We start from the raw sequence: 21,526 nt of genomic DNA on the forward strand, positions 1-21,526 counted from the left end.
TACAAGAACACTAACAATTTTCGATCCATAAAAAACTTAACCATTTAAAATCAAACAGTTAAAAACATTTTCATTTGTTAACGCTTTTTCCTCAGGCTTGTAAACTGTTGCCTAACGGACACAGCCCATTTTGCGACAAACCCTATAATTCCATATATTTCAATAAGTTAATGTGTTGCTTTTTTGCAACTCTAGGAATGAAGAAGAAAACTCGGTATGGTTGCGAAAACTTTCCGGATTGCAAAAACGACCAATGGGTTTTCCTTTTTACTCTATCTCTCTTACCCGGCAGTGGGCCCTGGGCATGCTGCTGGCGGTGGCGCCGCTGATCGTGGCGGTTGGCTACGCGATCTGGTCGATGGACAAGCACAACCGTCGCCAGAACGAATTGGTGGAATCCACCGCTGCGATTAACCGGCAAATGTCAGCTTTACAAGAATTGGTGAAAGAACTGGAGCGCTCTGCACGCCAGTTTGTCGTCTTGCAGGACGCGCGATTCGAGAAAATCTATGGAGAGAAGTACGCCAAGCTGCAGGAGCAGGCGACGGCGCTGGAGCGTAACATCGGCTCCGCCAAAATGAGCGACATGGTCAGTCAGTTGCTGCGGGTCACCCACCGGAGCGCGCTTTCCATCAACTCGCCAGCCAAGCGCGACGCCGCGCCTGAGCAACTGTCGACGCCCAAAGGGGTTGAAGCCGAAGAGACCCTCAATGAAGTCGTAGGACCCGAATTTGAAGCAAACAGTCTGGGGCGTCTGACGGCTATTTTTAACAGCGCGGCGGAGATTACCTCCAATATCACCGCTCTCGCCAATGAGGCCATGAACGCCTCCCTGGCGGAGCAAAAAGAGGGCTTTCGCACCACCCAATGGTGGCTGGCGATTCTGGGCTTGCTCGCCCTGCCGGCCTCCTTTGTGATCATGGTGATCTGGTCCTACGTCATAACGCGCCCCCTGAATAACCTCTCGCAGACAATACGCCGCATCGGAGAGGGCGAACTGGAAGGCTGCGCCAAAGTGGAAGGACCTGAAGAGTTTCAAGTACTGGGAAAAAGACTGGAGTGGCTGCGTGAGAACCTAGAGCTGATCGAGCAACAGAAAAGCGCCTTTTTACGCCATGTCACGCACGAACTGAAAACCCCTTTGGCGGCGATTTTCGAAGCCAGCGCGCTGTTGACGGAAGAGATTCCCGGCCCACTGACCGGCGAGCAGAGAAAGGTGGTGGGGATACTGTTCGATAACGCCATCCGCTTGCAGGAAATGATACAACAGCTCCTGAATTTCAACAGCGTCCGCCTGGCCGCCGGCGGCCCGCGCCAAACGCTGGAGCTGCCTGAATTCCTGCATAAGTCGATTGAGCGCTACCGTTCGCTGGCTAACGCCAATCAGGTTTACATAGAAATTCCCAAGACGTCCATTGCGGTGGAGAGCGACCCGGTTCTATTGGAGATGATCTTCAATAACCTGCTCAGCAACGCCATTCACTTTTCCCCACCCGGCAGCCGCATCGCTCTGGGATGGGGGAATGAAGACGCCGATGGCGAGCAGCCAGGATGGTGGCTGGAAGTTCGCGATCAGGGACCGGGGATTTCCAAACATGACAAAGAAAAAATATTCACACCGTTCTTCCAGGGCGACAATAAGCGTCAGGGAGCAACGAAAGGAAGCGGACTCGGGCTGGCGATCGTCGCCGAGTGCCTGCGCCATCTTGGCGGCGACATACAGGTCATGGATGAGGAGCCCAATGGGACCCGCTTTTATATCAGTTTCACGGATTACACATGACAGCATTGAACTCAAGAAAAGTGATTTTTTCCCTTGGCGTCGCCCTGGGCCTGTTGGTCCAGTCAGGTTGTAAAAACCTGGCTCTGGTGACGAACGCAGTGGGAGGCGATCCCAACTCGCCGCTGCTGCTTGAGCGGGTTCCCAACCCTGACCTCGCCGATATCCTTGAGCAACGCGACAAACATTGCCAAAGAAGCAAAGAAGCCCGTTCCCGACGCCTGGAGCGCATGGCGTCAAAACACCGGGCGGAGGCCTTTGAGACGATTATGATCGCCAGTTGCGAGCCGGATTATTATCCCGGCGTCATGCAAACCGCATTGCAGTCACTGCGTAAATATCAGGACTGGAACTGGGGCGCGCAGAGTTTCATCAAGCTCATGCAAGACGTATCCGACTCCCAGCAACGCATGCTGGCTTACAACCAGAAGTTGAAACTGAAACTCGAACAAACCATCGAAGCTATAGGCGCCATCGAAGAAGGCATTAACCAACGTACGGAAGAGTCTCCCAAATGAACGATCCTATCGCCAGCAACAACGATATTCTCGTCGTCGATGACGACTCCGGGTTATTGCAACTAATGTCCATGCGTCTGAAAGCGCTGGGATACGCTTCCCGGTTAGTAGAGAGCGGCGAGGAAGCATTGCGGGAGATTCGCCGCAAGCAACCGATACTGGTGATCTCCGACTTGAAAATGGACGGCATGGACGGCATTCAGCTGCTGGAGCATATCCAACGGGACTGGCCCGGCACTCCGGTCATCATGCTGACCGCCCACGGCTCGATTTCAGAGGCGGTAGTGGCCACCCAAAAAGGCGCCTTCGCGTTCCTCACCAAACCCGTGGACCGCGAAGAGCTGCGCACCACCATTGAAAAAGCCCTGGTTGGCCACTCCGCCAACGAAAGCGCCGCCAATGTGTTTCAATCCATTGTCACCCGCAGCGCTAAGCTCTACCAGCTACTGGAGCAGGCGAAAATGGTGGCGCAGAGCGACGTTAACGTCTTGATTCAGGGCGAAAGCGGCACTGGTAAAGAAGTACTGGCGCAAGCGATTCATGACGCCAGTCCGCGCCGGGACAAGCCATTCATACCGATCAACTGCGGAGCCATCCCGGATGAGTTGATGGAGTCTGAACTGTTCGGACATAAAAAAGGCTCTTTCACCGGGGCCGTTCGCGATCATGTGGGCCTGTTTGAAACCGCTGACGGCGGCACCGTATTCCTTGATGAGATTGGCGACATGCCTATGCATCTGCAGGTCAAACTGCTGCGGGTGCTGCAGGAGCGCAAAATCAAGCCTATCGGCTCCACCACCTATATCGACGTGGACATTCGCATCGTCTCCGCCACCCACAAAGACCTGCTCAACATGATCGAAGAGCAGACATTCCGCGAGGATCTCTACTACCGGCTCAACGTCGTCAATCTGGTGCTGCCGCCTTTGCGCGAGCGCCGTGAGGACATTCCTCTGCTGCTGAACCATTTTATGGAGCGCGTAGCCCAGCGCTACGGCCAGAGCTGCAAGCGCATTGCGCCGGACGCCCTGGACGCGCTGATTTCCTACTCCTGGCCTGGCAACATTCGCGAATTGATCAATCTGAGCGAGAAGTGTCACGCCCTTAATGCCGGCGCCGTCATTTCCCGCCAATTGATCGAGCAGGCGCTGCCCCGCTTCCAGCGCGAACAGAATCAAGAGGTGACGCTATCTGAGGCCAAGCGAATCTTTGAGAAAGAGTACGTGGAAAAGCTGCTGAGCATGACCAACGGCAACATCCCGGAAGCCGCTCGCATGGCGGACCGTAATCGCTCAGATTTCTACAAAATCGTGAAAAAGCACGGCATTGACCCCGAATTATACAAAGTCGGTCAATAAACCTCGCCGCCAGGAACAGCCTTCCTCTCTTTCTGTCTCAGGGGACGTCCATTGACGTCCCCTCATTCGTAAAACATTGAAACAGTTCGTACCTGCGGACTTCGTCGCCAAAACCCTTTGCTATACTGAAATTTATCAAGAGATTTAGGGTCTGTTGACGTTTCGGCGTCGTCACTGCTGCGCTTGGGAAACCGTCAATCAAGGCGTGAGGAACGAAGTTTGGTAATTCCAAATGAGCGACGTGTAATCAGGGGCCGCATCGACCCAGCCCGAGCCGCCACATCCCCCGTTCGTCCATGTCGAGCATTAGCGCTGGCGTTCGTCCTGGCGAGTCCGGCGGTCACGGCGCAAACGCTTCATTTCCTGGCCTTAAGCGATCATGACGTTCCTGTGGAGAACGTGGTCATCAGTCTGCCAGCAGACCAAACACCCTCCCCCGCACCGGCTTATGCGGGAGCCCCCGCCATCATGGATCAGGTGAAAAAGCAGTTCCGCCCCAAGATTCTGGCTGTAGCGGCGGGAACTCAAGTTGCATTTCCCAACAGCGATAACGTGCGTCATCACGTCTACTCATTCTCTCCCGCCAAAGCATTTGAACTGAAGCTCTACAGCGGCCAGCCGGAAGCGCCTCTGCTGTTTCAGCAGCCCGGCGTCGTAGTGCTGGGGTGCAACATCCACGACAGTATGCTTGGCTACATCTACGTCGCGGAGACGCCCTACTTCTCCCAGACCGACGCATCCGGCAAAGCAACGTTGACCTTCCCGGACGCCAAACCTGCGCCGCAGGACATTTTGGTCTGGAGCCCTGAACTTTCCATTGATTCTCAAACCATATTGCGACTGACTCTATCTGAACTCCCTACCAGCGCGGCGGACCGCGGCGCTTACATTATCCGACTGAACATGCAGGGAAATAGCGTGGAGCGCACGCAGAGCAAGTCCGGCTTCGGCGGTAAATTCCGCAAGCAACAGCATGAATAGTCTGCGTAACCAGATACTTCTGTTCTCCGTCAGCTTAGTCTGCGTGGCGTCGCTCACCATCCTCGGCGCCTACTGGATATCTATCGGCCACTACACCAGCGACCGCATCAATCAGGACTTCAGCGGCGCCGCCAAGGTGTTTGGACAACTGCTTGAATCCCGCGAGGTGCAGTTGACCACCACCGCCGAGGTGCTCACATCGGATTTCGGCTTCAAACAAGCTGTGGCCACCCGGGACACGCAGACCATCCAGAGCGTTCTAAACAATCACAGCGAGCGCATCAGCGCCGACCTGATGCTGTTGCTTGATCTAAGTGGAACCTTGCAGGCGTCCACTCAGGATTCGCCATCGCCTATCGCCAAGTTCGCCCATCAGGATCTGCTGCGAGAAGCATTGACTCACAGCGGCGCGGCGGCCTTCGTCGCCTACCAGGGAGAGCTGTATCAGATGATCATTCTGCCGGTTTACGCGCCGGCGCCGATTGGGTTCGCCGCCATTGGCTTCCGACTGGACAGTGAACTGGCGGAAGAGCTGCGCCAAATCACCAATGTGCACATTTCCTTTGTGTGGCGAGATCAAGGCGCCGCCAAAGTGGTGTCCACCCTGCCCCGCGACCAACTGGAAGAAGCGCTGCGCGCTCCGGAAACCATCCCTGATACGCTGCTGTCTCTGATCCAGCAAAAGCAAACCTTCAGCAGCAAACGCCGACCACTGTCGGGGATGGGCGACAACGCCATCGAGGCAGTACTGAGCGTGCCCCTGCATAACGCTTTCGCAGAATTCGCAATATTGCGCGACCGCATTCTGCTGATATCCGCGTTGACGTTCTTGCTCTCCATCGCCGGCAGCATGGTGCTGTCACACAACCTGACCAAGCCGCTTGGCCGCATGGTGAAAATCGCCAGTGACCTGTCTCGCGGCCAATATCGCAATCTCACGCCTATATCCATCGCCACCAGTGAAATCAAAACCCTGTTTCAGGCTTTCATCAAAATGGGCTCGGATATTGAAGAACGGGAATACAAAATTACCTATCAAGCCACCCATGACGGACTCACCGGCCTGTTCAACCGCAACAAAGTCATCGCGGAAGTCGAAGACGCCCTCAGACGGCACAACGCCCCTTTCCTGATTATCAGCCTGAACATCAACGGCTTTAAAAACATCAACGACACCTTTGGCCCCAAAGTCGGCGACGACTGCCTGCGCGCAGTAGGCCAAAGACTGGTCGAGTTCATCCCCAAAAATCCTATCTGCGCGCGCCTGGGCGCTGACGAGTTTTTGTGTCTGGTGGATGTCTTTGGCAGCGAGAACGCCCGCGCCATCTGCGACAAGTTGCTGGCCCATCTGGCCCGTCCGTTTAAGGTGGATGACTTACGCCTGACCCTGTCATTCAGCATCGGGGTGGCCCAATACCCCGAGCATGCGGCGGCGGCTGAGGAGCTGCTGCGTCGCGCGAGCATCGCTCTGGATAAAGCCCGCAGCGAACGTTGCGCCCTGCGCTTTTATGAATCTGGCGAAGACGAAGCCCACCTGCGCAGACTGCAACTGCTGCAAGACCTGAAGCTCGCCATTGCCGAAGATGACGGCCAGCTATGCATGTATTACCAGCCCAAGATGCATCTTGCCTCCGGCCGGGTCGACAAATGCGAAGCGTTGATTCGCTGGAGCCACCCCGAGCAAGGCTTTATTCCTCCGGATATCTTTGTGGAGCTGGCGGAGCAAGCCGGACTTATTGCTTCTCTCACCGACTGGGTGACGCGCACCGTCATCAACCAGGTCGCAGAATGGCGTGACCAGGGTATCGACCTGCAAGCGGCGATCAACCTGTCAGCCCAGGACCTGGAGCGTGATGAGTTACTGGACAACGTACTGAACCAGTTGGAGACGTTGAAGCTGCCCACTCGCGCCGTTTCCTTTGAGCTGACCGAAAGAGACATGATGAGCGACGCTGACCACGCCATCGCGCTCATGCAACGTTTCCGGCAGCGCGGATTCACTCTGTCCGTAGATGACTATGGCATTGGCTACTCTTCCCTCTCCAAACTGAAGCAAATGCCGGTGGCAGAGATCAAAATTGATAAAAGCTTCGTAATCCCTCTGGAACAATCCGCCAGCGACAAGATTATCGTCCGCTCCACGATTGAGCTGGGTCACAGCTTTAATCTCAAAGTCATTGCAGAAGGCGTTGAAACTCAACGCAGTATGGATCTGCTGGCGGAAATGGGATGCGACTATATTCAAGGTTACTTTCTATCCAAACCCATGCCTGCAAAGGAACTGGCTCCATGGCTACGACAACGCGCGCAGCAACTTCCCACTCAAGCTTTCGGCAAGGTCTAAGTCGTATTTGCCATCGATGGTTTTTCTCTCCTGGCGCAATCATTCAGATCTGCACCTTAATTAGCACCGCAGTTGTAATGCTTCCCGCCGCCCACGCCGGAGAAGGCAAAATACTGGCGGCGCCAGGCGTCACGCAGATCGAAGGCAGCGCAGGCGGCGGCCTGACGCCCTGGGCGGTGTTGGCGGGCTATGCCTCCCGGGACGACATCGCCGGCAGCGTCTTCAGCTCCCGCGTTGGCGTCGACGACTATCGCCTGGATGTATGGGGCGGCGCGCTGAACTTCTATGACCGGGTCGAGGTCAGCGTCGCGCATCAGAAGTTTGACCTGAAAAAGGCTGGCGCGGAGATTCGCCAGGACATCTATGGCGCCAAAGTGCGCCTTTATGGCGATCTGATATATAGCGAATGGCCTCAGGTCAGCGCAGGCGTTCAGTATAAACGCCTGCAGGACACGGCGATCGCCAAGGCGGTCGGCGCCGCGGATGAGGAACATGGAACGGACTTTTATCTAACCGCCAGCAAGCTACACCTTGGCGCTGTCGGAGGATACAACCTGCTGTGGAGCCTCGGCGTGAGGGCCACCAAAGCCAATCAACTGGGCCTGCTCGGGTTTGGCGGCGACGAGCGCGACAGCTACAGCGCCCAAGTGGAAGCCGCCCTAGCCGTCATGCTTAACGCCCATGTCGCAGTCGGGGCGGAGTACCGCCAAAAGCCCGATAACCTGGGATTCGCTGAAGAGGAAGACTGGAGCGATGTTTTTATCGCGTATTTTCCCAACAAGCACATGAACATCACTCTGGCCTGGTTGGATTTGGGCGACATCGCCGGCCAGGATAACCAGCGAGGCGCTTATTTGTCCCTGACCGGTTATCTATGGTGAGCCTTTCATTGACTCTCAGTGTGCGGAGAACGCAGATGACGCAAGCCGATTCTCAAACAAATTCATTACTCCGCGATGCGGCAAAGACTATCGCCATCGCACTCACCGCGGTGACGTTATACCTGGCTGGCTGCGCAAGCGTCAGTCAGGATGCCTCTTTATATCGCGCACTGGGCGGCGAGCAAGGAATCGCCCGTCTGGTTGACCGCTTCGTGGAGGAAATCAGCTACTCAAAAGATATCGCGCCCTTCTTCGCTGACACAGACCCCGACCGCTTCAAAGAGAAACTGTCTGAGCAACTTTGCAATATCAGCGGAGGTCCCTGCGCATATACCGGCGACAGCATGCGCGACAGCCACGCCGGCTTGTCGATTTCCGAAGCGGACTTCAACAAAACCGTAGACTTGCTGATCAACGCAATGAACAAGGAAGGCGTGCCTTATCCCACGCAAAATCGATTGCTGAAGCGTCTAGCGCCAATGAGGAAGGACATTATTTATCTGTGACGAACGCGTCTGCAAAATTGCTGTAACCGGCGCGCAATTGCGCTAAAATCCGGCCAGTTTTTTACGGAGACCTATTATGGCGATTAGCAAAAATAAAGTGGTCCAGTTCCACTACGTTCTGAAAGACCAAGAAGGCAAAGAGCTGGAAAACACCTACGAAGACGAAGTCATTACCTACCTGCACGGCTATGACAACGTACTGCAAGGCTTAGAAGAAGCGCTGGAAGGCAAAGACGCCGGCGACAAGTTCGAAATCACCCTGCCCCCGGAAAAAGCCTTCGGTCTGCGTCAGGAAGACAGCATCAAGCGTATTTCCAAAAAGTATTTAAAGCATGCGGGCCGTTATCAGGTCGGCGACGCTATTCCGGTTAAATCCGAACAAGGCGTGCAAGTGGTCACGGTTACGAAAATCGGCCACTCCATGGTCGACGTCGACATCAACCACCCTTACGCAGGTCAAACGCTGACTTTCGCCCTGGAAGTCGTCAGTCTGCGTGATGCGGAGAAAGAAGAAATTGATCACGGCCACGTACATGGCCCCGGCGGACACCACCACTAAGCCGCCCCTTCCGACGCTCCCGGCTCAACGCACGCACAAGAGCAACTTAACGGGGGCGCCGGATAATCGTCGCTGTATCAGCCGACGCTAAACGCCATCACCAGCCAAACAACCGTCAGCGGCGCCAACAACAGCAATGGAGCCACTTTCGACGCATATCGCAACTGTTCATCAAATGACTGCCGCACGACTTCAATAATTCCCGGATCCCACAAACGCGCCGGCTTGCCTTTGCTCTCATCTGGATGCGCAGTGATGCGGGTCTCGCTCAGTACGCCACTTTCCAGAAACGCCCTAGAAAGATTTTTCCCCTTACCCACAGACGCCGCCACGATATGGTATCTCTGACGCAACCAGTCCACAGGCTCAGATTTCGCGCATACGCCAAGCGTGCGCGGCAGATCCATCCCCGCTTGGACGCATAACCCTAAATTCAGCAGATACTGATACACGCTACGCGCCACGACCAATGACCGAATCTGCGGGAAACGGGAGGCCGCGTTCCAGAAACGCGAATCCGGCTCCACCCAATTACGCAGGAAAACCGGCGCCAGCCGTACGCCGACAACCAGCCCCGCCACCGCCGCCGAGGCGCAAACGCTCATGGAGGTCAGCGTTGTCTGTGCGCCAAAGGCGAAAAAATACAGCAGGTAGGCCAATGTAAAGCAACACAACAACCAGGAACCCGCCAACCAGGCGGATAACTGGCGAGATGAGCGACCGATCAACACATAATAATCACACAGGCGAGCGAAGACTTCCGCGATACGCAGGGTAGCGAGGCCAAACTGAATAAAGCGCACTTCCCAGGGCAGGAACACGCCGCTCTCACGGATAAGCTCCAGCAAAGGCTTATCCGCCTCTTGTCTGACGCTTTCCGCCAACTGATTCAATTTAGCCATGTAGCAGCGAGGCGAAATATCTGCGGCGGAGTCGAACACTCCGGGAAATTTCTCGCCGTTGAGAAACGCCTGTCCCAGGTTTGCAAACAGCACAGCCCGATTGGCGGGTAATAATTCTGAATATGACATTGAATGAGTATAGAAAAGGATTCTGCATGGAAATGCAGTTGAGTATAGAGTCGAGAAAGAAAAAAGGCACTGTAAAGCGCCTTTTTTCAAGAGTGAGCGTCAATCGGTTTCGACGTCGGTAAAGTCGCCGCCCTCAGACATGGCGAAGGCCATGCCGGTGGTGTAGGACACGCGTTTGGTGCTGATATGCTTGAGATACTTGATCCACACCTTTTCAATGTCCGTCCCAGGCGCTCTTTCACCTCTCAACACTGTCAGAAGTTGTTCTTCCGCCGGTGTCGCAGGTTTGCGATTGCCGTTTGTGAGCTCTTGCAATGCATACCCGGAACGCTCCAGCAAATCCGCTTCTTTCTTGGAAAAGAAACCAGACCGGCTGAATCCTCTGGGAAAGTGCTTCGTATCGTAAAACACTTTACTGCTTGCAAAATCTTTTTGGTTCATAAATCAACCCCTTCCGCAAGAAGCATAAAACCAAAACCCGGATACTAAGCTAAACCGCTTGTTTCCCGGCGATTACTGTAAGGATAGTCCATATTGTTGGGCGCGATTATCTGCAAACAATGCGCTGAGTACAACCAAAAATTGTGCTTATAGGAAAAAAGTCTTGATTTTTTATTTTCTTTCTGTAGTCAGATGCCGAAAAGCGCCTAAATAACTGGGCTGCGAGGAAATTTCGGAATTGGTTAAAATTCAGAAATAATCAGAATTAAATCGCCGTTAGAGCCAAATGCGCTAACTTTGAAACGAATGGATATATGAACGGATAGATATGAGTTATGAAATGCGTGCGCCTCTAAGAAGCCAGCTCGCTCAACATAACGAGATCAACGTCATCGTCCGTACGCACTTTGCTGATGACATCAGCCTTGCTCAGGCGACGGGACATATCGCGCAGTGTGAGACGCTCAAAAATCTCATTGACCGTCTGGTTGATCACCGACCAGTTGCTGTGCACCGTACAGGCATGCATGACGTCGCAGACGCGCTCTTCAGCGCAACAGTCAGTCAGCGCCACACCGCCTTCCACGGCTCGGAGAATGCGCGCAATGCTGATATTATAAGCCGCGTCGGAAAGACAGTAGCCGCCTTTAACGCCGCGCTCGGAATGAACGACTCCGCCATCCACCAGCAGCTTCATGATTTTGCGCACGGTGGGAATGGGCAACTTGGTCTGATCGGCGACCTGATCCAGTTTGACGAGCGCTTTACCGGGCTCTTCCAGGGAGGAGGCGATCAATAGCCCATAATCGGCAAGTCTAGCTAAGCGCAACATAATTGAAGTCCTGTATCAGCTTCATAAACGCATGGCTCAGGATTCGCCAAACGAACCCGCCGCGCAAGGAATACACGCCTTTTCGATTCTAACCGCATTCCCGATTGATTACCAATTTAGTATTGATTTGAAATGGGCTTTTCAGTACCCTAGCAATCAAGTCAAGAATAAGAAAACTCTGATTTGTCAGCGCCCTTAGCCACGGTGAAAAGGCTAAAAAATCTCAGGCACGGATGACTCGGAGCTTTCTTTTATATGCGCGCTGTTAAAATACTCTTTTCGATCATCGAGGCCCTCTCATGAGCACGCCAGAAAACTCAGTTGACCAATATATCAAACGGGAATACCAGGCCGGCTTTATCACCGACATTGAAAGCGAAGCCCTGGAGCCGGGATTAAACGAAGACGTTATCCGCTTTATCTCCGCTAAAAAGAACGAACCCGAGTTCATGCTCAACTGGCGTCTCAAGGCCTACCGCGAATGGCTGAACATGGTTGAGCCGCAATGGGCTCACGTGCACTACCCCAAAATTGATTTCAACGACATCATCTATTACTCCGCGCCCAAGTCACAAAAAGACGGCCCCAAAAGCCTGGATGAAGTCGACCCCGAATTGCTGAAAACCTACGAAAAGCTGGGCATCCCCCTACACGAACGCGCCGCCCTCGCTGGCGTTGCGGTAGATGCAGTGTTCGACAGCGTTTCCGTCGCCACAACCTTCAAAGAAAAGCTGTCTGAAGCCGGCGTCATTTTCTGCTCTATATCTGAAGCAGTCAGAAATCACCCAGAACTGGTGGAGAAGTATCTCGGCAGCGTGGTTCCCGTCCGCGACAACTACTTCGCCGCCCTTAACTCAGCCGTATTCAGTGACGGCTCATTTGTCTACATTCCCAAGGGCGTACGCTGCCCGATGGAGCTGTCCACCTACTTCCGTATTAACGCGGCGAAAACCGGTCAGTTCGAACGTACGCTGATCATCGCCGACGAAGGCAGCTACGTCAGCTATCTGGAAGGCTGCACCGCTCCCATGCGCGATGAAAATCAGTTGCACGCCGCCGTGGTTGAACTGGTGGCGCTGGAAGGCGCGGAAATCAAATACTCGACGGTGCAAAACTGGTATCCCGGCGACGAAGAAGGCAAAGGCGGCATCTACAATTTCGTCACCAAGCGCGGCCTGTGCGCCGGCGCGCATTCCAAGATTTCCTGGACTCAGGTGGAAACCGGTTCGGCCATCACCTGGAAATACCCCAGCGTCGTGCTGAAAGGCGATCACAGCGTCGGCGAATTCTACTCCGTCGCTTTGACCAACAACCTGCAGCAGGCGGATACCGGCACCAAGATGATTCACATGGGCAAACACACCCGCAGCACCATCATCTCCAAAGGTATTTCCGCCGGCCGCAGCGACAGCAGCTATCGTGGACTCGTTAGAATCGGCCCCAACGCCGACAACGCGCGCAACTATACTCAGTGCGACTCGCTGCTCATTGGCGCCAAATGCGGCGCGCATACCTTCCCTTACATCGAAAGCAAGAACAACAGCGCAGTGGTTGAACATGAAGCCACCACCTCAAAAGTGAGCGATGAGCAGTTGTTCCTGTGTCGTCAGCGTGGCATTGACGCAGAACGCGCCGTGTCCATGATCGTCAACGGCTTTTGTAAGGAAGTATTTAAAGAGCTGCCCATGGAGTTTGCGGTGGAAGCGGGCAAGTTGCTGGAAGTCAGTCTGGAAGGCTCCGTCGGCTAATAAGCGGCGAAAGCATAAACGCCTGCGGCGGGCTGCGATGCGCAATCAAGCAGCCGCCAAAAGCAGGCAGCGAATATTTGATGAGTTAAATTCCGCGGCCTAATAGACCAATTAAAGTGGCGGTCGCAGAGTTGTCTTTCTGATACATGGGATCAAACATGCTAAGTATTAAAGACCTTTACGCTCGGATAGAAGAAAAAGAGATTCTGAAAGGACTGACGCTGGACGTGAAACCCGGCGAAGTCCACGCCATCATGGGCCCCAACGGCTCCGGCAAAAGCACCCTGACCCACGTATTGTCCGGGCGCGAAGGTTATGACGTCACTTCCGGCGAAATCAATTATTTCGGCCAGAATCTGTTGGACATGGAGCCGGAAGAACGCGCCCGCGAAGGCATTTTCCTGGCGTTCCAGTATCCAGTAGAAATCCCTGGCGTCAGCAATATTCAATTCCTGCGCACAGCGATGAACAGCATTCGCAAGCATCGCGGCGAAGAAGAGCTGGACGCGGCGACCTTCCTGAAACTGGCCCGCCAGAAAATCGGCATGGTCAACCTGGACCCTGAGTTTCTGAAGCGCGGCGTCAACGAAGGCTTTTCCGGCGGCGAGAAAAAGCGTAACGAAATTCTGCAGATGTTGATGCTGGAGCCCAAGCTGGCGCTGCTGGATGAAACCGACTCCGGCCTGGACATCGACGCATTACAGGTTGTCGCCAACGGCGTCAACGCACTGCGCAGCCCTGATCGCGCCGTGGTTCTGGTGACCCACTATCAGCGTCTGCTGAACTACATCGTACCGGATTACGTACACGTTCTGGCCAATGGCCGCATCGTCAAATCCGGCGGTCGTGAACTTGCTCTGGAACTGGAAGAGAAAGGGTACGGCTGGTTGAATCTGGACGACGACAAAGTAGCGTAGGCGAGGTATTCATGGCGACCCAAAGCAACCCCTACGCAGACTTTCACCGCCAATGTGTGGAAGCCTCGCAATCCTGGAGTGAACAACTGGGCGACAGCCTGCGCTGGCTTGACGACGCCCGCAGTGAAGGCCGCAGTCTTTTCGCCGGTCTGGAGCTTCCAACCCGTAAAACAGAAGCCTGGCGCTATACGCCTATCGCCCCCATCGTTCAGGGCGATATTCTGCGATTGCGGACAACGGAATCTGCTGACGCTCCGCAAGGCATTGCTGGCGACTTTTATACTCTGACATTCCACAATGGTCAGCTGGGCGCATCCAATACCGACGACTCCGCTCTGGAAGTGATCCCCTTCTCGTCAGCGGACGCAGCCGGTCAGGCGCTGATCAAAGAATATCTGGGCAAAACATTCGACGCGGCCAAGCACCCCTTTGCCGCGCTGAATGCAGGCACGCTGCAGGACGGCGCGCTTATCCGCGTCAAAAAAGACAGCAAAGCGCTCAAGCCGCTGCAAATCGTCCATACTGCGGACGTTTCCGGCGAAGCGGCATCCAGCTATAACCGCGTGCTCGTGGTAGTTGAGTCCGGCGCCAAACTGGAACTGCTGGAAACTTACGTCGACACCCATGAGCGTAAAGTTTTCCAGAATACCGTGACGGAAGTGTTTCTCGCCGCCAACAGCACAATGACGCACTACGCGTTGAACTGCGAAGGCGCCAACCAGATTCATACCGGTTGCGTGTTCGTCGAACAGCATGGCGGCAGCCACTACGAGCAGCATGCGTTCGCCACCGGCGGCGCACTGAAACGTCGTGATATCAACGTGAAATTGTTGGGGCAACTGGCGTCCTGCAAGCTGAATGGCGTTTATCTGGCGGGCGGTCGTGAGCACGTGGACTTCCACACTACGATTGAGCACGTGGCGCCGCATTGCGTCAGCGAAGAAACCTACAAAGGCATTATCAACGGTAAAGGCAAAGCGGTGTTCAACGGGCGCGTGCACATCCATCGCGACGCCCAGCAGTCTTCTGCGGCGATGAACAACAACAACCTGTTGTTGACCAATACCGCAGAGGTGAACACCAAGCCCGAGCTGGAAATTTACGCCGACGACGTCAAATGCGCGCACGGAGCCACCGTGGGCCAGTTGGACGACATGGCGCTGTTCTACTTTCAGTCCCGCGGCATCACCCGGTCTGACGCGCACCGCATGCTGAGCCGCGCTTTCGTGGAATCCGTCATGGCGGAAATGGAGATCGAAACGGCTCACGCCTACGTACTCGAACTGGCGGAGCGTTTCTACAATGAAGGAGCGCAGGAGGCTACAGCATGACCCAGGCGATTAAACGTCCCTTTGATGTTCTGTCCGTCCGCGAGGACTTCCCTATCCTGCAACAGCAGGTGAACGGTAAACCTCTGGTATACATGGATAACGCAGCCACCGCGCAGAAGCCGCTGGCGGTTATCGAGGCGATGAACACGTATTATCGGGAGTTTAACGCCAACGTGCATCGCGGCGCCCACAGCTTGAGCGACCGCGCGACAGGCGAGTTTGAAGCCGCCCGCGATAAAGTGCGCGCTTTCGTCAACGCGCCGTCTCGTGAAGATATCATCTGGGTGCGCGGCGTCACCGAAGCCATCAACCTGGTGGCGCAATCTTACGCCCGCAGCACCCTGCAACCCGGCGACGAAATTATCGTCAGCCAGCTTGAACATCACGCCAATATCGTGCCCTGGCAGATCGTGGCGCAACAGACTGGCGCGCAAGTCAGAGTCATTCCGATTACGCCTGACGCCGAGCTGGACATGGCCGCCTATCAGGCCCTGCTGAACGAAAAAACCCGCATCGTCGCGGTGAACCATGCATCCAACGCGATGGGCACTGTGAATCCCGTCAAAGAGATGATTCGTCTGGCGAAAAGCGTCGGCGCGGTGACGTTGATAGACGGCGCACAAGGCGCGCCGCACCTTGAAATCGATGTGCAGGACCTGGACTGTGATTTCTATGCGATTTCCGCCCATAAAGCCTTTGGTCCTACCGGCATCGGCGCGCTATACGGCCGCAAAGCACTGCTGGAAGCCATGCCTCCATATCAAAGCGGCGGCGAAATGATTGAGCGCGTATCCTTCTCCGGCACCACGTTCAACGCACCTCCTTTTAAGTTTGAAGCCGGTACGCCAGCGATTGCTGAAGCCATCGGTTTCGCCGCGGCGCTGGACTACCTGAACCAGTTCGACAAAGCGCAACTGAAGGCCCATGAAGACAGCCTGCTGCAACTTGCGGCGGAGCTGGCTCCGACCGTCCCCGGCTTACGTCCGGTGGGTACGGCGAAAGACAAAGTTTCCGTTTTTTCCTTTTTGGTGGACGGCCTGCATCCCAGCGACCTGGGCACCCTGCTGGATCAACAAGGCATCGCCGTACGCACCGGACACCATTGCGCGCAGCCACTAATGGACTGCCTGGGCGTTCCCGGCACCACCCGCGCCTCTTTCGCGTTCTATAACACTCGCGAAGAGGTTGAAAAACTGTTCGCCGCCCTACAGAAGATAACCAGACTGTTTATTTAGGAGATAGACCACTATGTCCGCGCAAACCTTTACGCCTGAAGTGGGATTGCGTATCACCGACGCTGCGGCTCAACACATCCGCAAGCAGTTACGCCAGCATCCCGACGCCCAGGGTTTTCGCCTGGGCCTCAAAGCCAGCGGCTGCTCCGGCTTTAAATATATCGTGGATCTGGTCAAGGCCCCTTCCGACGATGATCGCAAGTTCGTGCTCGCTGACGACATTCCTGTTTATGTTGACGCCAAGAGCCTGCCCTACATTAATGGCGCTGAGATCGACTTCGTCAAAGAAGGCCTGAATTACGCCTTCAAGTTCAACAACCCCAACGTAGACTCATCCTGCGGCTGCGGGGAAAGCTTTTCCATAAAAGAGGACGCCTGATCGATATGGAAAGAGAGGTTGTACTCACCAAACGGGACTGCATCGCGCGCCTGGTTCCCGCGGGCACGGAGATCACCATCCCGGCGGATACATTCGTCACCATCACCCAGGCGCTGGGCGGCACGTTCACCGTTGTCGTCAACGGCAACCTGGCCCGAGTTGAGGGCAGAGACGCAGACGCGCTGGGCAAAAATGTCGCTGACTTTAATTTTGACGACATCACGGAAGGCGAAGTCAACGAACGTCATGTCTGGGAAGCATTACGCGCTGTTTACGACCCGGAAATTCCCGTAAACATTGTTGACCTCGGCCTGGTGTACAATGTCGCCGTCAACAAAGAAGACGGCAAGAACTGCGTTAATGTGGAAATGACCCTGACGGCGCCCGGCTGCGGTATGGGCCCCGTCATCGCTGATGACGTAAAGCATAAACTCACGCTGGTGCCCAATGTGGATGAAGCGCGAGTGGAGTTGGTCTTCGATCCTCCCTGGAGCAACGACATGCTCAGCGAGGAAGCCAAACTCGAACTAGGCATGCTATAAGCTAACCGCAGGCGCCAAGTTCACCGCCTGCAGACGATGAATCAAGAAGATAGAACTGATAACCATGACCGCTGTAGACCAAGCCGATATTTTTACCGCCAACCCGCTGGGAAAAGACACCACCATTGCAGACATCAAAGACAGCTTTGAGTTTCTGGATGACTGGGAAGAGCGCTACGGCTACGTCATTGACCTTGGCAAACAGGTCCCCGCCATGCCAGCGGAACACAAAGTAGAGGAAAACTTTGTGCACGGCTGCCAGAGTCAGGTCTGGTTTATCCACCACCTGGATTCCACAACCAACACCATGTACGTCCTGGTCGCCAGCGACGCCATGATCGTGCAGGGCCTCGCCGCTGTCGTAATGTGCGCCTTCAACGGCAAGTCCCCACAGGACATCGTAAGCTTTGATATGGACGCCCTGTTCACGGAGCTGGACCTGATGCGCCACTTGAGCCCCACCCGCGGCAACGGTCTGCGCGCCATGGTGAAAAAAATTCAGGACGCCGCCCGCAGCGCTTTATAGCGGACGGCCAGTTGTGGACGACCAGTTGTGGACGGCCAGTTGTGGACGGCTAATCATCCAAGGCGAGGAATCTGAGCAACGCCATGAACTTGGTTAAATGGATTTTTGACGACGAGATAGAAGTCGCCTTGGCCCAGGACTTTGATAAGGCGCTGCTGACTCGGTTAGGCTTCAAGCTCAACAAAACCTCCAAGCACAGCCGCGCTACGCCAAACGTTTACTATATCCCCTATCCCACTTACGACGCCTTCAGCCCCACGACTTACGTGTTTACTCACAACGAACGCCTCAGGGACATCTGCTTGCGTCTGCACGAACTTGGCTTCGTATTCTGGGGAACCTTTAAAACGGAAAAATCTCCCATTGATTACATGCGGGAACTGCAATACCGCGGCGTGCTGACAACGCCCTTTCGCGCACTCAATGCGGGAGATCTAGAGACCGTACTGATAGATGAAACGCAGCGAAGCAAGTAGCTCCGCACAGCTCACCAGCGCCCTCTCTACTTTATCCACCACTCCCTTATCCCAGCAAAAAGGCAAGGTCTCATTCAAGACGCTTGCCTGCGTCCCCATTCTGCTTAGACTACAAAAAACGACGATAAAAATGGGAGCAGCACTTCATGGGATTCAAACAACACTATCAACTTATGGCCGGATACAACCAGCGCATGAACAATCAGGTTTATGCGGCGGCGGCAAAGCTGGACGAGAGCATCCTGGCGAAAGATTCCGGAGCGTTTTTCGGCTCCATTCTCGGCACACTGAACCACATAATGGTGGCTGACCTGGTCTGGCTGGGGCGATACAGATCACTTTCCGACCGTTACCAGTCCCTGCAGGAACTATCGCAGTTCTCCAAGCCCAAAGCGCTGAGTGAGATTTTACATACGGATTTCAATGCGTTATCGGAGAAGCGACGTCAACTGGACGACTTGATCATTCGTTGGCTTACCGATGAAGTCGAGGAAGAAGACTATGCTCTCAATCTCCATTACAGCAGCATGACCGGCGGTAAAAGCATACGCAACTTCGGCGAACTGCTGGCGCACTTCTTCAATCACCAGACACATCATCGGGGACAGGCGAGCACACTGTTGTCACAGGCTGGGAAGGATATCGGCATCACCGATTTTGCGATTGATATCCCTAATCTCGCGCCTTCAGACTGAGGCCCAGTCGTCGGCTTCGCCCTGCGCCTCAATACCGGCGACAAACTGTTGTAGTCCCTTCTGCAAGGGGCCGGCAATTTCAGGGGTTTGTATGACCCCCTCCATGTCCAGGTTTGAGCTGAGCAGAGGCACGGAAACACAGGCGTTGTCTATGATGCGGCCGGACATGGTGGCGACCACTTCGCGCAATGCCGCCTGAGCGTGGCTGGCCCGGGGCGAGGTGTTGATGAGCATGACAGGCAAGTATACGAACTCCTCCCCGCTCACCAGCCAATCAAGGGCGTTCTTCATAACGCCGCTGATCCCATGAGCGTATTCCGGACTGGCGATAATCAATCCTTGCGATTGCGCCAGCGCGGATTTAAGGTCCGCAACAGCGGCGGGTAACTGGCTTTCCAGATCGGGATTAAAGAGCGGCAGGTCACCCAGTCCCCTGTAGACTTTCACCGTTACCTGATCCGGGGCCAGTCTGCTTAAGGCTTCTATCGCCGCCGTGTTGTAGGAGACCTTCCTGAGGCTGCCGGAGATGGCCAGTATGTTAAGAGGTTTCACAGTACCGTTTTCCTGTCCGCCAAGTCGAATCAAGCAACGACGCCCTAAATACAGCGCCTTTGAACGACCTATTCTAACGACTCATGCGAACATGACCAGCCTTCAGCCGGTTTTGCGGGACTGCTCCATTCTTCTGGCGAAGAAATCCTCGTAGGTGCGCCGCCAGGTATCCAGTCCGGCTTCCCAGTGCAGGCAGATGATCAGACGTTCAAAGCTGTCCGCGTATTTCACCAAGACTTCCAGCCCTTCATGGGCGGCCATGGATTGCGGCGTTTTATTGGTTCCCGCACCGAGGGCGGGGAAAGCAATGGTTTTAACGTCCTGCTCCAGCGCCAGCCGAACCACGCTCTCATAACAGTTGGCCAGCAAATGCAGATCGGAACCGCCCCACTGGTCTCCGCCCGTCCACTGCGGCGTCACCGTATGAATAATATGCCTGGCGGGCAGCTTGAATCCCGGCGTCAGGCAAGCATCGCCCACCTTACATTCCCCCGCTTGAGAACAGGCCGCCTGCAAAGCCTCTTCTCCCGCCTGCTCAAAAATCTGCGCGGACAAACCCCGGCCTTTACTGAGGTATTTATGGGCGGGACAAACGATGGCGTCCACCTCCAACTCGGTGATGTCGCCGCATAGAAACTCAATCATTCCACTCACCCCGTGCAATATGGTCTACATGCAACCCTGAATAACGCTCCTATAAACAAGTATTGCACAGATCGGGGGAATGTCTTTCCGCAGGGACAGACCGATGATCAGGCTCCCGGCTCTCCCTGCACGGCCTCACTGCGACTGAACCCCTCGATGGATTGGGTGACTTCCGGGTTGCGTGCGACTGAACCCCTCGATGGATTGGGTGACTTCCGGGTTGCGGTTGCGGGTGATTTCGTAGTTCCAGACTTCGATGTAGCGGATGCCGAGTTTTTTGGCTTGTTCGAACATGCCGCCGTAGCCGCCGGCGCCGAAGCGGCGGCCCTGGTCGGAGCGGCCGATGGCTTGTGCGTATTTGTAGCCGCGAAAGTCGCGGACTTCCTGCAGCAGAGCGTTCTGGTAGTTTTCTCGTCCTGACAGCCACCAGACGGCGATGCCGACCCGGTCGCGGTAGCTCTTCTCTATCAGCCGCATGATGCGTTCCGGCGTTTCCACCGTGCCGATTTCATGCACCTCGAAAGCGAGGTACTTTTGCGGGAACGCCCGGTAAAAAGAGTCGATGGCTTCTCCCGCCGCGCGCACCCATTTGTCGGGAGTGAAGCCCTGCCGCTGCAGGTCTTCATAGCGGTTGCCGTTGAAGTGCCCTTCAATGCCATTGGACGTGGCTTGCGGCACATAGACCAGTTTCAGGGTTTCGTCGTTTCCGTACTTCTTGCCCAATGCTTCCGCCAGTAATTTCAGACGCGCCTGCAAAAGCAGATCCCAGTAGGGAACGATACGCGTGCGCTCTCCGCGAAAGCGTATTTCCATGGAGCCTGCGCCTTCATCGAACAGCCAGTCCGGCGCCCGGGGACCCGCCAGCACGGCGAGGGACCATAGTTTGCCATAGCGACGGACGCCTTGTAGCTGCGCTTCGATGACGGAGAAATCATACTGTCCGGGTTTGGGTTCTATATCCGACCAGAACACTCTGACCAGTCCCCCTTTCACGAAGGCCGGGCGTAACGAATCCGCTTCCTTACCTATCACATGGCTGCTGTATATTCCCCTTGGGGGCGTATTCTTTTCTTCGCCCTGAGCCGGTGATTTCAATGCTGCAGGCGCCTCTTGCGACGCAGCCCGGTTTTCTTCGGCCCAGGCGGAAGAGGCTGCGATACAGGCCAAAGTCAGCAGTATGGCGGTGAGTTTTCCAATCTGTTCCATGACAGCGCTCCTGTCTCCATCCGTTATGTCAGATTCTGCAACC

23 protein-coding genes are annotated in these 21,526 nt (G+C 55.1%); 17 read left to right on the top strand and 6 right to left on the bottom strand.

From position 1 onward, the window contains the following. The first annotated feature begins 253 nt into the window (after positions 1-253). From EUZ85_RS25880 to EUZ85_RS25915, 8 genes are all read left to right on the top strand, one after another. A complete protein-coding gene (locus EUZ85_RS25880; RefSeq protein ID WP_127973035.1) occupies positions 254-1,783 on the top strand; it encodes a HAMP domain-containing sensor histidine kinase in 1,530 nt (509 codons plus the stop codon). Next, positions 1,780-2,298, top strand: a complete 519-nt coding sequence (locus EUZ85_RS25885) for a hypothetical protein (RefSeq protein WP_127973036.1) — start codon at positions 1,780-1,782, stop codon at positions 2,296-2,298. The genes EUZ85_RS25880 and EUZ85_RS25885 overlap by 4 nt, the downstream gene beginning before the upstream one ends. Continuing rightward, the gene (locus EUZ85_RS25890) at positions 2,295-3,656 is read left to right on the top strand and encodes a sigma 54-interacting transcriptional regulator (RefSeq protein WP_127973037.1); all 1,362 of its coding nucleotides are present in this window, start codon (positions 2,295-2,297) and stop codon (positions 3,654-3,656) included. The genes EUZ85_RS25885 and EUZ85_RS25890 overlap by 4 nt, the downstream gene beginning before the upstream one ends. Positions 3,657-3,875: 219 nt before the next feature. Beyond that, a complete protein-coding gene (locus EUZ85_RS25895) occupies positions 3,876-4,637 on the top strand; it encodes a methylamine utilization protein (protein ID WP_127973038.1) in 762 nt (253 codons plus the stop codon). Then, on the top strand, positions 4,630-6,981 hold the full coding sequence (locus EUZ85_RS25900) for a bifunctional diguanylate cyclase/phosphodiesterase (protein WP_127973039.1): 2,352 nt from the start codon (positions 4,630-4,632) through the stop codon (positions 6,979-6,981). The genes EUZ85_RS25895 and EUZ85_RS25900 overlap by 8 nt, the downstream gene beginning before the upstream one ends. A 77-nt stretch (positions 6,982-7,058) precedes the next feature. Then, positions 7,059-7,862, top strand: a complete 804-nt coding sequence (locus EUZ85_RS25905) for a DUF3034 family protein (protein WP_241566866.1) — start codon at positions 7,059-7,061, stop codon at positions 7,860-7,862. Positions 7,863-7,897: 35 nt separating this feature from the next. Next, positions 7,898-8,368: a group 1 truncated hemoglobin gene (locus EUZ85_RS25910; protein ID WP_127973041.1), complete on the top strand. Its 471-nt coding sequence runs from the start codon at positions 7,898-7,900 to the stop codon at positions 8,366-8,368. A gap of 76 nt (positions 8,369-8,444) precedes the next feature. Continuing rightward, the gene (locus EUZ85_RS25915; RefSeq protein ID WP_127973042.1) at positions 8,445-8,927 is read left to right on the top strand and encodes a peptidylprolyl isomerase; all 483 of its coding nucleotides are present in this window, start codon (positions 8,445-8,447) and stop codon (positions 8,925-8,927) included. Positions 8,928-9,004: 77 nt separating this feature from the next. Here the strand turns inward: EUZ85_RS25915 and EUZ85_RS25920 are convergent, their stop codons facing one another. The 3 genes from EUZ85_RS25920 to EUZ85_RS25930 all read right to left on the bottom strand — a co-directional run bounded on the left by EUZ85_RS25920 (position 9,005) and on the right by EUZ85_RS25930 (position 11,231). Beyond that, positions 9,005-9,958, bottom strand: a complete 954-nt coding sequence (locus EUZ85_RS25920; RefSeq protein ID WP_127973043.1) for a hypothetical protein — start codon at positions 9,956-9,958, stop codon at positions 9,005-9,007. 99 nt (positions 9,959-10,057) lie between these two features. Further along, a complete protein-coding gene (gene maoP, locus EUZ85_RS25925; RefSeq protein WP_127973044.1) occupies positions 10,058-10,399 on the bottom strand; it encodes a DUF413 domain-containing protein in 342 nt (113 codons plus the stop codon). A gap of 352 nt (positions 10,400-10,751) precedes the next feature. Next, positions 10,752-11,231 (bottom strand): SUF system Fe-S cluster assembly regulator, encoded by a 480-nt coding sequence (locus EUZ85_RS25930; RefSeq protein ID WP_127973045.1) that lies wholly within the window; start codon positions 11,229-11,231, stop codon positions 10,752-10,754. Between the two features lie 299 nt (positions 11,232-11,530). Here EUZ85_RS25930 and sufB point away from each other — a divergent pair, with 299 nt between their 5' ends. From sufB to EUZ85_RS25975, 9 genes are all read left to right on the top strand, one after another. Continuing rightward, entirely contained in the window at positions 11,531-12,979 is a 1,449-nt protein-coding gene (sufB, locus tag EUZ85_RS25935; protein ID WP_127973046.1) for a Fe-S cluster assembly protein SufB, read from the top strand. Positions 12,980-13,137: 158 nt separating this feature from the next. Further along, a complete protein-coding gene (sufC, locus tag EUZ85_RS25940) occupies positions 13,138-13,896 on the top strand; it encodes a Fe-S cluster assembly ATPase SufC (protein ID WP_127973047.1) in 759 nt (252 codons plus the stop codon). A gap of 11 nt (positions 13,897-13,907) precedes the next feature. Then, positions 13,908-15,227 carry a Fe-S cluster assembly protein SufD gene (sufD, locus tag EUZ85_RS25945; protein WP_127973048.1) on the top strand — a complete coding sequence of 440 codons (1,320 nt, stop codon included), beginning with the start codon at positions 13,908-13,910 and terminating at the stop codon, positions 15,225-15,227. Then, positions 15,224-16,462 carry an aminotransferase class V-fold PLP-dependent enzyme gene (locus EUZ85_RS25950; RefSeq protein ID WP_127973049.1) on the top strand — a complete coding sequence of 413 codons (1,239 nt, stop codon included), beginning with the start codon at positions 15,224-15,226 and terminating at the stop codon, positions 16,460-16,462. Before sufD ends, EUZ85_RS25950 begins: the two co-directional genes overlap by 4 nt. A gap of 13 nt (positions 16,463-16,475) precedes the next feature. After that, positions 16,476-16,841 carry an iron-sulfur cluster assembly accessory protein gene (locus EUZ85_RS25955; RefSeq protein WP_127973050.1) on the top strand — a complete coding sequence of 122 codons (366 nt, stop codon included), beginning with the start codon at positions 16,476-16,478 and terminating at the stop codon, positions 16,839-16,841. Positions 16,842-16,846: 5 nt separating this feature from the next. Continuing rightward, entirely contained in the window at positions 16,847-17,383 is a 537-nt protein-coding gene (gene sufT, locus EUZ85_RS25960; protein ID WP_127973051.1) for a putative Fe-S cluster assembly protein SufT, read from the top strand. Between the two features lie 64 nt (positions 17,384-17,447). Beyond that, on the top strand, positions 17,448-17,909 hold the full coding sequence (locus tag EUZ85_RS25965) for a SufE family protein (RefSeq protein WP_127973052.1): 462 nt from the start codon (positions 17,448-17,450) through the stop codon (positions 17,907-17,909). Positions 17,910-17,992: 83 nt separating this feature from the next. Then, positions 17,993-18,385 carry a hypothetical protein gene (locus EUZ85_RS25970; RefSeq protein WP_127973053.1) on the top strand — a complete coding sequence of 131 codons (393 nt, stop codon included), beginning with the start codon at positions 17,993-17,995 and terminating at the stop codon, positions 18,383-18,385. A 146-nt stretch (positions 18,386-18,531) separates the two neighbouring features. Continuing rightward, complete coding sequence (locus tag EUZ85_RS25975; RefSeq protein WP_127973054.1) at positions 18,532-19,080, top strand: DinB family protein; 549 nt, start codon at positions 18,532-18,534, stop codon at positions 19,078-19,080. Here EUZ85_RS25975 and EUZ85_RS25980 read toward each other — a convergent pair. The 3 genes from EUZ85_RS25980 to EUZ85_RS25990 all read right to left on the bottom strand — a co-directional run bounded on the left by EUZ85_RS25980 (position 19,072) and on the right by EUZ85_RS25990 (position 21,483). After that, a complete protein-coding gene (locus EUZ85_RS25980) occupies positions 19,072-19,632 on the bottom strand; it encodes an NADPH-dependent FMN reductase (protein WP_127973055.1) in 561 nt (186 codons plus the stop codon). The two genes, EUZ85_RS25975 and EUZ85_RS25980, sit on opposite strands and share 9 nt — an antisense overlap. A 102-nt stretch (positions 19,633-19,734) precedes the next feature. After that, positions 19,735-20,277, bottom strand: a complete 543-nt coding sequence (locus tag EUZ85_RS25985) for a macro domain-containing protein (RefSeq protein WP_127973056.1) — start codon at positions 20,275-20,277, stop codon at positions 19,735-19,737. Between the two features lie 135 nt (positions 20,278-20,412). Then, complete coding sequence (locus EUZ85_RS25990) at positions 20,413-21,483, bottom strand: beta-galactosidase (protein ID WP_127973057.1); 1,071 nt, start codon at positions 21,481-21,483, stop codon at positions 20,413-20,415. Between the last annotated feature and the right edge of the window lie 43 nt (positions 21,484-21,526).

The sequence above is a fragment of the Hahella sp. KA22 genome (assembly GCF_004135205.1).
Taxonomy (GTDB): Bacteria; Pseudomonadota; Gammaproteobacteria; order Pseudomonadales; family Oleiphilaceae; genus Hahella.